We start from the raw sequence: 10,249 nt of genomic DNA, 5'->3' as shown, positions 1-10,249 counted from the left end.
ATCCAGATCGCGGGGCAGACGGATGGCGCGGTTATTGCCGTTTTTAAAAATAGAAACTGTGCGCATGGTTTTTCCTCATATGCTGATTGTGCCAGGGAGTATTCCCACATAGGTGAAGTATATGCCTGCAAGCCCGCTCTGTATGGGCATTACATATGCAGATGGTGAATATATGCGTATGTCTAACATATGCAGATGTCAGGCATATGGATATGCAATGCCTATCCGGTTTCCTTCTTTTTTTCGGAGATCCGTAAAAAGGAAGAGCCGGATCTTCTCGGCTGCCACAGGCGTGCTGCGGACGGTAAACACAATATGTGGTGGTTCAGGCAGCTGATACAGGCGCTATATGTTGTGTCACAGTTACGTTCCATGACCGCGTGCTCACCACACGAAAACGCCGCTTTGCATATTCCGTGTGCGTGGTAAACTTCCGGAAAATGTATAATTTCAGAAGAACCGGATCATATCAAATCTCGCGTCAGGTAATTTAACAGCGTGTCTGTAAGAATGCTTACTGTCACGAAGGTGATGATTTCATTTAAAAATATTACTATAAAAACTGACAGGCTGCTAACAGTATGCTTTTTAAGATGCTGGTTGATTTGTATAAACGATATATACTGATATATGTATCCGGAGTGTATATCAGGGGGATGTTATGAAACAGCGCATTACTGTTACCATTGACAGCAACAACTATCAGATCCTTAAGGCGGCTGACGTCAACATCTCGGGTCTGGTCAATACGGCCATGCAGAATGAAGCCCGGCGATTACGTGCTGAACGATGGCAGGCTGAAAATCAGGAAGGGATGGCCGAAGTGGCCCGGTTTATCGACATGAACGGCTCCTTTGCCGATGAAAACAGGGACTGGTGAGATGCAGTTTCGGGTTTACACCTATAAAAAAGAGAGTCGTTACCGCCTGTTCGTGGATGTGCAGAGTGACATTATTGACACCCCGGGTCGCCGGATGGCGATCCCGCTGGTCAGCGCCCGCCTGCTGTCGGATAAGGTCTCCGGAGAACTCTATCCGGTGGTGCATATCGGTGATGAAAGCTGGCGGCTGATGACAACCGACATGGCCAGCGTTGCGTCCGCCGTTACCGGTGACGAGGTGGGCGATCTCAGCTTACGGGAGGCTGAGATTAAGAACGCCATTAACCTGATGTTCTGGGGGGTCTGAATGCGCGTCAGAAAACAGGAAGTCCCTGGCGAACAGAAACCAGGCGACCGTTGCTGCCGGAGGAAGGAGGCGACCTGCAGCCCGGCCGGGAAAGGATCCCGGCCACCGGTGGTGTGCTGAATGAATTATCCAGCCCTGCCCGGACAAGCCGGCGTCCAGCCGGTATCGCTGCCGGTGGTCATTGACTATCCGGCAGCGCTGGCACTGCGCCAGATGGCACAGCTGCAGGATGAACTGCCGAAATACCTGCTGGCACCGGAAGTCAGCGCCCTGCTTCATTACGTGCCGGATCTGCAGCGTAAAACACTGTTCGCGACGCTCTGGAACACCGGCGCCCGTATTAACGAAGCGCTGGCGCTGACCCGGGGAGATTTTTCGCTGGCTCCGCCATATCCGTTTGTGCAGCTGGCCACTCTCAAGCAGCGTACGGAAAAGGCGGCCCGTACTTCAGGACGGACGCCTGCGGGGGCCGTGCCGCACCGCCTGGTGCCGCTTTCCGATCCACAGTACCTGCTTCAGCTACAGATGATGGTGGCCACGCTGAAAATTCCACTCGAACGTAAGAACAAACGCACCGGCAGAACGGAGAAGGCGCGGCTCTGGGAGATCACTGACCGGACCGTCAGAACGTGGCTGAGTGAGGCCGTTGCAAACGCCGCCGCCGATGGCGTGACGTTCTCCGTTCCGGTCACGCCGCACACCCTCCGCCACAGCTATGCGATGCACATGCTGTACGCCGGCATTCCGCTGAAGGTCCTGCAGTCACTGATGGGGCATAAATCGGCCGGCTCAACGGAGGTGTACACGAAGGTGTTTGCGCTCGATGTGGCGGCGCGTCACCGCGTCCGGTTCTCGATGCCTGAGTCGGATGCAGCGGACCTTCTGCGCGCAAAAGGCTGACGCGCCCGATGGCTTGTCCAACCCCCGGTCCGCACAGAAAAGATTTCTGCACGGGCCGGCGGTTACGTAAACGTCACCGGCATTACCGGGTGGCTCCGGAAACCGGCCATACCGGTTCACGCCGTGCAGATCGGGTAAGGACGTGGATACAGCAATAAACTGCGGCAGCCGTGGAGGGTATTACTCTGAAAGGCTCATTCCCCGGCAGAGGCGTGTCCCGGGATAATTTCAGGCAGCGAACGGATAACGTCTGCCTGAATGACATCAGCGGTACATTCCAGTGCAGTCACGAGCCGGATAATGATGTCTCTGGTGGTGAGCGGTCTGCCATCGGCCAGCCCGCTCCGCATGACAGCCATCAGCGCCGCTTCTTCATCAGGAAGATGGCCACTACTCTGAAAATAATGTCTGAGCGCCGTGCTCTGAAACGCAATGTCAGCCTCACCTGCTGGTATAATCATGCTATTTTACCGGTTTATAGTGTCAGCTGATGACATTCCCGGCCGGTGAACCGGGTCCCGTCTCTGACAGGCTTTGCACTGCTGCCGGCAGGACCATCAACGTTGTGTATGCCGGATGGTTCTGCATTTTCATCATGACCGGTGAATATTATTTTCGCAACTTTACGCATCGCTGCCAGTCGCGTCGGGCAGGACGCTTTTCCGGCCATCAGCCTGAGCTGATATTGCAGCGAATGGCTGTTAATAATCCTGTTTTTCCTGAGCCGCGCTATCACCGCTGCTGCGGTAACCTCATCAGTAATCTCTGATTAACGATATGGCTCATAACTTTTTCTCCGGGCCGTTCCGTAAGACAAGGCCATCCTGCTTAATCGTGCCAGTGGGGCTACCACCCGAAGGCGTGCTTCAGTCGTGCTGAAAAAGCAGTTTTATCAGCTCATGCAAATGGGTCTCTTCTGCCGGATGCGTCGCGCTGCCCGGCGCCTGCAGCAGCCTGGTGCAGATATTTTTCCGGTTAAGCATTATGCCTTCGCGAAAAATCTCAATCACGATATTACCCGGTGTTTCCTGCTGTGATGGCAGCGCCGGGTTGTCAAATAATAGTCTGTGGTAGGCCCTGTGCATGCTGAGCATGGACCCGGGCGCATCGTCTGTCCGGAATATTTAAGTTCTGAACAATATAAATCTATACAAAAAAAATCAATATTGTACAGGTTTGGCCTGTGGAAATTTTTTGTGGGCGGGCCTTTAACAGTAATTGCCCGCATACATCACATCTTTCCACCGGCGCTCCCTGCACCAATCCTGCCGCTGTTCAGCACCTGCCTGCGGGCCGGATAGCAGGGAAAGGCCTTCCTCCTGACAGGAAAACAGTGATAAATTGAATTTATCAACCAGCAGACAGGGAATTCAGCGGGTATGAGTGTGGGCAGTGAAAATCCGAACACGGACAGAATCATCGGGAGGCATTACAGGCTCTGCTTCAGGAAAATGCGGATGTTTCATTCAATGCCCTGCTGCACCGTCTGCACCGTCTGCACCGTCTGCACAGGATGCCGGAGGAGGAAGTGGATGAATCACTACGGCGGAGTATTCGCCGGGCCCTGGCGGAAATCAGTAATGAAATGCCTGTCTCGCGTACCGGTGGTGCACGGGATGAAGTTATTAACCTGACCATCTGTCAGCGCCTTCACTGACCGTCTTCGTGAGAGCCGGCACGGCGTTTTTGAGGTATGGGTAACTGATAACACCACGATTTTCAGCCGTTTCAGGGCCTGGTGTCACTGGGCCAACAAGTGAGAGGGTGAGCCGACCGGCATGTGTTGTGGGCCCTTCCGGAGGTTATGCACTCATATCTGAAGCCTGAATGTGTCTTTCTGTGACGCCCGGTGCCCGGCTACTGCAGCGCTGAAAATCTGATTGCCGTCAGAGGGGCATAAAACTGCCTGAGTTTTCAGGCTGTGATGAGAGGACTGGCGGGTTGAGCGGTGCATGTGGTTGCATTTGTTTATGACCGGTCGCATAACCGGATGCTCTTACGCGATTGCTGTACAGTCCGCCATCACCAGGGTAATGTGCAACACTCGTTTTTATTCTGCAGGTTCACTTCATGCGTCCGGATGATTTTTCGCCTGAAAAAACACAGTCTTTCTCTGTGGCACGCTATTTCGGACAGATATCGCATCCTGCCCATACTGAAATTCTGGGAAAAGTGGTAGTACAATTGATCCGGCAGAACCGGCGTATCACGCGCGTGACGTTGTGTCTGACGCTTGTCGGATGGCTTGATACGGCAACGGATGCAGACGAAATAGCGCACCTGCATCTAGCTGATCTCACTTTTTTTCAGGCCCTGAGTCAGTCATGGTGTCATATTCCGCATCCCGCCAGATGAAATAATGGCTGCAGTGTTATGGTTCGTGAAAGGCACTGTTGCAAAAAACTGGAGGTGATAAACTCATCGTCACCTTTTGCTGACGGAGCAGCATATGAACCCATTCAAAGGCCGGCATTTTCAGCGCGACATCATCCTGTGGGCGTTGCGCTGGTATTGCAAATACGGCATCAGCTACCGTGAGCTGCATAAGATGCTGGCCGAACGCGGTGTAAACGTTGATCACCCCATAATTTACCGCAGGGTTCAGCGTTATGCGGCTGAATTTGAAAAACGGCTGCGCTGGTACTGGCGTAACCCTTCCGAGCTGAACCCATGGCACATCGATGAACCGTACGTAAAGGTGAATGGCCGCTGGGCTTATCTTTACCGGGTTGCTGACAACAGGGGCCGCACCGTGGATTTTTACCTCTCCCCGCGTCGTAACAAGGCCGCAAAAATCCTCAACAACGTAAAGAAGTGGCAGATCCCGCAGTTTATCAACATGGATAATGCGTCCACCTGTGGGCGTGCGCGTGCTTTGTTCAAACGTGAAGGTCGGTGCCGGCCAGACGTTGAACACCGACAGATTAAGTACCGGAATAACGTCATTGAATGCGATGACGGCAAACTGAAACCTATAACCAGCGCCACGCTGGAATTTAACCGTGAAAACGGTTTACGCCACAATCAAAGGTATTGAGGTGATGTGGGCACTACGCAAAGGCCAGACCTCAGATTTATATTATGGTGATCCGCTGGGCGAGATGCGTCCGGTAAGCAGAATATTTGAAATTTAGTGCCTTTCTGTAGTCGTCACTGACGCCGCGATGACGGCGCGTGTGATGAGCGTTATTGCGGAGTACTGGTACCAGTTGCAGCGTGAAATGGATGAGAATTAAAGGAGGACTGACTTATGGGCATGTTTGATACGGTCACGTTTCGCTACCGGATGCCGGATAGTGAAACTGAATCTGAATACCAGACTAAAGATCTTGACAGTGAATGTGCGTTTTACGAGATCTCCACCGAAGGGCGTCTGCTCCGCTGGTCGGATGACACCGATGAAGTCATTGATACCGGGTTTGACGGCTGCAACACGGTATGCGCCCGTCAGTGCTATCACCTGTACTTTAACCAGGGGCTGCTGGAATGGATCGAGGCTTGCTCACAGGGCGACAAGCGCTGGCCGTTTGATCCTGCTCGTTTTATGGCAGACCAGAATGGTATTTCCTGCAGGGAGTGAACCGGCGTGACGCTGACAGAAAAATCGGGCCATCTGGCATGGTGCGCCCTGGTAGCACTTGCGCTGGCCAGAAAGGAGGGTGGTGTTCTCTCACCGGCGCAGGAAAACCTCTTTCTCATCCGCTGGCTGTCCACCGCACTGAAGCAGCGGCGCTTTTCGCGCGACGTCACTCCTGACCTGGAATGGTTGATTAAGCAGGGGCGGCAGATGGGCGTCAGTGCCAGGCTGGCAGGCAAGCTCAATTATCTCTGGCGTTCCTGCACCGGCGAGTTGTCTGAGCAGAACGACCTGTTCCGGCTGACGTATGCCCTGGAGACAGCGAAGGACATGCACTGGACCTACCGGTTGCTGAGCGACAGAGAGTGGTCAGGGCGGTATGCAGTGGCACTCAATGCGGGTGTTAACGGCATTTATCTCTTACGGACTAATCTTGATGTCGCTTTTGACGATAATGGCCATCAGGTGAACCCATTGATGGCTCAGTTGACAGGGAGTGTGGAAGGCGTGATGAAGCTGTTTAACCGCTGTGGGTGGCAGGCTGATTCTGAGCGTGATGCCTCCCTGCCCTTTCAGTATTCGCTGATGGCCAGACAGGGAGTGCCAGGAAAGGATTAGTGGCGGATCTGCGCCAGGTCGTCGGCACTAAGGCCGGTCATGTTCATGACCGCGCCGCGATCGATACCACTGGCCAGCATGGCGCGGGCAACCTGAAGCTTACCTTCAAGCACGCCTTCCTGCCGCCCAAGCTGGATGCCCTTCTCAATGCCCTTCTGTTCAAGCTGTTGTGCGATCGTCATCAGTTCCTCCTCATGTTGCGGTACCCGGATCGCCAGCTCACGTATAAACGTCTGCGCATCCGATGACTCACCGGCCTGCAGAATATAGTGTACCAGCGAAATGACCTGTGGCGAAGAAAGATAGCCCGCCATCAGGATGGTGGCCAGCCTGTCCGTCAGCTCGGCCAGGTCACGCCGGCGAATATGCTTCTGCAGCAGGGTCAGTGCGGCCATGCTGCGGTGGCCCATAATGTCCTCGTCAGGGATGACCGTGACGTCAACCAGCGGAAAGTCGCCGGCATACAGTTTTCCGGCCAGCGTCGGATCGTCAAACTCCTGCAGCCAGTTGGTGGCGTAAGGATAGGGGCTGCGTTTCCCGGTATAGAAGAGCACCGGAATGACCAGCGGCAGCTTCTTATGTCCGGCTTCCAGGTGGCGCTGCATAGCTGCCACCGCATACCTGAGAAGTCGAAAGGCCATATGCCTGTCCGGGGACGACTGGTGCTCAATGAGAACATGCACGTAACCGTCATCACCGGCGGTGGTTTTCAGGCTGTAGAGCACGTCGCTGAAATACTGGCGGAGGTCATCTTCGACAAAGGAGCCTGACTCCAGCTTCAGCGTGCTGAGGTCACAGATGGCGCGCAGCTCTGCCGGCAGATGCAGCGCCATAAAGTCACGGGCAATATCCGGCTGGGTCAGAAACTGCCGGAATGCGGCATCATGGGGCGTTGGGTTACTTTTCATGGGGCTATCATAGTACGATCTGTCTCACTATTGCTGCTCAGGGGTTTAACCCGTTCCCCGGGCAGGATGGCGTCGGGGCGCTGCAGACGCCAGGCTTTCAGTATCCGGTAGACGCTGGCCTTGCCAATGCCCAGTTGGCTCGCAACCGCTTCGCGGGTTAATCCGGCCATCGTGAGATCAATGACCTGCTGCGATTTCGCCCGCGCCGTCGGTTTTCTTCCTTTATATACACCTCTGGTTTTCGCCCGGACAATCCCCTCCCGCTGCCGTTCCTGCCGCAGACGGGTCTCAAATTCCGCAAAGACGCCCAGCATATCCAGAAATGCTTTACCGGAAGCGGAGGACGTATCAATGGCCTGCTCCGTTGCCCGGAGCCGGATGTTCTGCTCTTCCAGCTCATGCACCAGATTCTGCAGGTCACGCAGGCTTCGTGAAAGACGATCAATACGAGTAACGACTAACGTATCGCCTTACCGTATGTACTCAAGGCACTCATCCAGCGCCTGGCGCCCTTCCTTTTTAGTCCCGGTCATTTTCTCAGCGAAAATTTTACGGCACCCGGTCGCAGTCAGCACTGCGATCTGATGTGTCAGATCCTGAGCGGATGTCGATACCCGGGCATAACCCACAAGAGCCATACTTTTAATCTCAATAGCAATTAGATGATGAGATTCTTAACTATCAAATAGGCTAAATCAAGTCCAGTGAAACCATGTTTGTCTCTGTTAGCGATGCTATCACAGGGGCATACCCTAAAGTTATTAGTTAGTTTTTCTGTCATAAATACCACAGTGATCAATACAGGTGTAACTTTGCCGAATTTTTTACACTTTGCTTTTTTTATGTTGCTTTGCGCCAAAATTCAAGATTTAATACAATGATGCAAAGTTAAACTATAAAGGATATTGATATGGGGTTAATGGAAACTTTGGATCAGTGCATCAACGCTGGTCATGAAATGACTAGAGCTATAGCTATCGCTCAGTTCAATGATGACAGCCCAGAAGCCCGAAAAATTACCCGGCGCTGGCGTATTGGAGAAGCTTCTGACTTGGTGGGTGTTTCTTCTCAGGCTATCCGTGACGCTGAAAAAAGTGGGCGTCTACCTTATCCAGATATGGAAATGCGAGGACGTGTAGAACAGCGTGTTGGTTATACCATCGAGCAAATTAACCACATGCGTGATGTTTTTAATACTCGTATTCGTCGGCCTGAAAACACCCTTCCCCCAGTTATAGGTGTTGCTGCTCATAAAGGCGGTGTATATAAAACTTCCGTGTCAGTACACCTTGCCCAACATCTTGCGTTAAAGGGGCTGCGTGTCCTTTTGGTTGAAGGTAATGATCCTCAAGGTACTGCATCGATGTATCACGGATGGGTTCCGGATCTTCATATTCATGCAGACGATACGCTCTTACCTTTTTATCTCGGCGAGCGAGATGATGCCAGTTATGCTGTCAAACCAACCTGTTGGCCCGGCCTCGATATTATACCTTCCTGTCTCGCTCTTCACCGGATAGAAACAGAACTCATGGTTCGGTATGACGATGGTCTACTCCCCACTGAACCTCACACGATGTTAAGGCTGGCGATTGAAACGGTTGCGCAGGATTATGATGTAGTTGTAATCGATAGTGCTCCAAATCTCGGTATTGGGACTATAAACGTTGTATGTGCTGCTGATGTATTAATTGTGCCGACTCCTGCTGAGTTATTTGATTACACTTCTGCTTTGCAGTTTTTTGACATGCTACGTGATCTTTTAAAAAACGTAGATTTGAAAGGATTTGAGCCAGCTGTTCGTATTTTGCTGACTAAATATAGCAACAACAATGGATCTCAGAGCCCCTGGATGGAAGAGCAAATAAGAGATGCCTGGGGCAGTATGGTATTAAAAAATGTAGTTCGTGAGACAGACGAAGTGGGCAAAGGACAGATACGCATGCGTACGGTATTTGAACAGGCAATAGACCAGCGTTCATCTACAGGAGCCTGGAGAAATGCTTTAGCTATCTGGGAACCTGTTTGTACAGAAATATTTGATCGCCTGATAAAACCTCGTTGGGAGATTCGATAATGAAACGGGCACCTATTATTCCAAAAAATTCGACAGCCCCTGCTCCGCAATTAACTGCCGAAACGTCAGCTGCTCCTGTAATCGATAGTTTAATCGCGCGTGTTAGTACAATGGCTAAAGGTAACTTTATAACTCTATCTGTTTGTGGCCGTGACGTTCGTTTCACTTTAGAAACTATCGCTGCAGATATGGTTGAGAAAGGAACGGTTGTCTGGGCTGGTAATGAACGTGATCAGGAATTACTCACTGAAGAAGCACTCGATGACTTAATTCCTTCGTTCCTCGTTTCTGGTCAGCAGAATCCGGCATTCGGTAGAAAAGCTTCAGGTATTATAGAAGTTGCTGATGGTAGTCGTCGTCGCATGACAGCAATTCTCACTACTCGCGACTATCGTATTCTGGTTGGCGATCTTGATGATGAACAGATGGATTCATTATGTAAGATCGGGAATGACTACCGTCCTACAAGCGCATATGAGCGGGGGAAGCGTTATATCCAACGGCTTGATAAGGAATTTAATGGTAATATTTCTTCCCTGGCTGAATCAGAAAATATTTCCAGGAAGATTATTACCCGTTGTATAAATACGGCTAGCCTGCCTCGCGACATCATCGCTGTTTTCTCTCATCCTGGTGAATTATCTGCGCGGGCCGGTGATTCTATGGCTAAAATATTTAATAAGTATCCAGCTGCCATTCTTGAACAAAGTAAAGTTTTGACAAAACGTAAAATTGGTGGGGAAAAGCTAGATACCGATGTAATCATAAAACAATTAACTGAAGCCGCTAATAAAGACCAGAAGTTGAATAGCAGTCCGGCTTCTAAACGACAATATGCTTTGGGTGCAAGTTCACAATATAAAGGTAACAAGTTTATTGTCAGTATTGATACTTCGCGCATTGATGCAGATGTTGTCGAAAAAATAGAGGCTATTCTTACAATGTTAGAAACTAAGCCTGCATAGCTTCTTTCTATTGGATT

At 51.5% G+C, this 10,249-nt stretch carries 11 protein-coding genes and 3 pseudogenes; 10 read left to right on the top strand and 4 right to left on the bottom strand.

Annotation, left to right across the window (positions count from 1 at the left end; genetic code table 11):
• Positions 1–66: pseudogene (locus GSQ70_RS25935) on the bottom strand (AbrB/MazE/SpoVT family DNA-binding domain-containing protein); the annotation flags it as partial.
• Positions 67–661: 595 nt separating this feature from the next.
• Here GSQ70_RS25935 and ccdA point away from each other — a divergent pair.
• The 3 genes from ccdA to GSQ70_RS05465 all read left to right on the top strand — a co-directional run bounded on the left by ccdA (position 662) and on the right by GSQ70_RS05465 (position 2,087).
• Positions 662–880 carry a type II toxin-antitoxin system antitoxin CcdA gene (ccdA, locus tag GSQ70_RS05475; RefSeq protein WP_158781614.1) on the top strand — a complete coding sequence of 73 codons (219 nt, stop codon included), beginning with the start codon at positions 662–664 and terminating at the stop codon, positions 878–880.
• Position 881: 1 nt separating this feature from the next.
• Entirely contained in the window at positions 882–1,187 is a 306-nt protein-coding gene (gene ccdB, locus GSQ70_RS05470) for a type II toxin-antitoxin system toxin CcdB (protein WP_158785229.1), read from the top strand.
• A 120-nt stretch (positions 1,188–1,307) separates the two neighbouring features.
• A complete protein-coding gene (locus GSQ70_RS05465; protein ID WP_158781613.1) occupies positions 1,308–2,087 on the top strand; it encodes a site-specific integrase in 780 nt (259 codons plus the stop codon).
• Positions 2,088–2,281: 194 nt separating this feature from the next.
• On the opposite strand, the gene GSQ70_RS05460 is transcribed toward GSQ70_RS05465, so the two are convergent.
• Positions 2,282–2,548, bottom strand: coding sequence for a biofilm development regulator YmgB/AriR family protein (locus GSQ70_RS05460; RefSeq protein WP_158781612.1), 267 nt, complete (start codon positions 2,546–2,548; stop codon positions 2,282–2,284).
• A gap of 411 nt (positions 2,549–2,959) precedes the next feature.
• Between GSQ70_RS05460 and GSQ70_RS05455 the strand changes: the two genes are divergently transcribed.
• The 5 genes and pseudogenes from GSQ70_RS05455 to GSQ70_RS05435 all read left to right on the top strand — a co-directional run bounded on the left by GSQ70_RS05455 (position 2,960) and on the right by GSQ70_RS05435 (position 6,282).
• Positions 2,960–3,124 carry a hypothetical protein gene (locus GSQ70_RS05455; RefSeq protein ID WP_158781611.1) on the top strand — a complete coding sequence of 55 codons (165 nt, stop codon included), beginning with the start codon at positions 2,960–2,962 and terminating at the stop codon, positions 3,122–3,124.
• A gap of 1,033 nt (positions 3,125–4,157) precedes the next feature.
• Positions 4,158–4,442, top strand: coding sequence for a hypothetical protein (locus GSQ70_RS05450; protein WP_158781610.1), 285 nt, complete (start codon positions 4,158–4,160; stop codon positions 4,440–4,442).
• A gap of 94 nt (positions 4,443–4,536) precedes the next feature.
• Positions 4,537–5,221 (top strand): annotated as a pseudogene (locus GSQ70_RS05445) (IS6 family transposase).
• Positions 5,222–5,337: 116 nt separating this feature from the next.
• Positions 5,338–5,667 carry a hypothetical protein gene (locus GSQ70_RS26345; protein WP_158781609.1) on the top strand — a complete coding sequence of 110 codons (330 nt, stop codon included), beginning with the start codon at positions 5,338–5,340 and terminating at the stop codon, positions 5,665–5,667.
• A 6-nt stretch (positions 5,668–5,673) separates the two neighbouring features.
• On the top strand, positions 5,674–6,282 hold the full coding sequence (locus GSQ70_RS05435; protein ID WP_158781608.1) for a DUF2913 family protein: 609 nt from the start codon (positions 5,674–5,676) through the stop codon (positions 6,280–6,282).
• Here the strand turns inward: GSQ70_RS05435 and GSQ70_RS05430 are convergent.
• On the bottom strand, positions 6,279–7,190 hold the full coding sequence (locus GSQ70_RS05430) for an Rpn family recombination-promoting nuclease/putative transposase (protein WP_158781607.1): 912 nt from the start codon (positions 7,188–7,190) through the stop codon (positions 6,279–6,281). The two genes, GSQ70_RS05435 and GSQ70_RS05430, sit on opposite strands and share 4 nt — an antisense overlap.
• Positions 7,187–7,828, bottom strand: a pseudogene (locus GSQ70_RS05425) (recombinase family protein). Before GSQ70_RS05425 ends, GSQ70_RS05430 begins: the two are co-directional and overlap by 4 nt.
• A 272-nt stretch (positions 7,829–8,100) precedes the next feature.
• Between GSQ70_RS05425 and sopA the strand changes: the two are divergent.
• Positions 8,101–9,267 carry a plasmid-partitioning protein SopA gene (gene sopA / locus GSQ70_RS05420; protein WP_158781606.1) on the top strand — a complete coding sequence of 389 codons (1,167 nt, stop codon included), beginning with the start codon at positions 8,101–8,103 and terminating at the stop codon, positions 9,265–9,267.
• Positions 9,267–10,232, top strand: coding sequence for a ParB/RepB/Spo0J family plasmid partition protein (locus tag GSQ70_RS05415; RefSeq protein ID WP_158781605.1), 966 nt, complete (start codon positions 9,267–9,269; stop codon positions 10,230–10,232). The genes sopA and GSQ70_RS05415 overlap by 1 nt, the downstream gene beginning before the upstream one ends.
• Positions 10,233–10,249: the final 17 nt, after the last annotated feature.

The organism is Pantoea sp. BAV 3049, assembly GCF_009765445.1.
Lineage (GTDB): Bacteria > Pseudomonadota > Gammaproteobacteria > Enterobacterales > Enterobacteriaceae > Erwinia.
This window is presented reverse-complemented; position numbering and strand designations above follow the sequence as displayed.

Bases quoted from the DNA above. Each gene is read 5' to 3' on its own strand.
- ccdA (WP_158781614.1), top strand. From the start codon at position 662: ATGAAACAGCGCATTACTGTTACCATTGACAGCAACAACTATCAGATC.
- ccdB (WP_158785229.1), top strand. From the start codon at position 882: ATGCAGTTTCGGGTTTACACCTATAAAAAAGAGAGTCGTTACCGCCTG.
- GSQ70_RS05465 (WP_158781613.1), top strand. From the start codon at position 1,308: ATGAATTATCCAGCCCTGCCCGGACAAGCCGGCGTCCAGCCGGTATCG.
- GSQ70_RS05460 (WP_158781612.1), bottom strand. From the start codon at position 2,548: ATGATTATACCAGCAGGTGAGGCTGACATTGCGTTTCAGAGCACGGCG.
- GSQ70_RS05450 (WP_158781610.1), top strand. From the start codon at position 4,158: ATGCGTCCGGATGATTTTTCGCCTGAAAAAACACAGTCTTTCTCTGTG.
- GSQ70_RS26345 (WP_158781609.1), top strand. From the start codon at position 5,338: ATGGGCATGTTTGATACGGTCACGTTTCGCTACCGGATGCCGGATAGT.
- GSQ70_RS05430 (WP_158781607.1), bottom strand. From the start codon at position 7,190: ATGAAAAGTAACCCAACGCCCCATGATGCCGCATTCCGGCAGTTTCTG.
- sopA (WP_158781606.1), top strand. From the start codon at position 8,101: ATGGGGTTAATGGAAACTTTGGATCAGTGCATCAACGCTGGTCATGAA.
- GSQ70_RS05415 (WP_158781605.1), top strand. From the start codon at position 9,267: ATGAAACGGGCACCTATTATTCCAAAAAATTCGACAGCCCCTGCTCCG.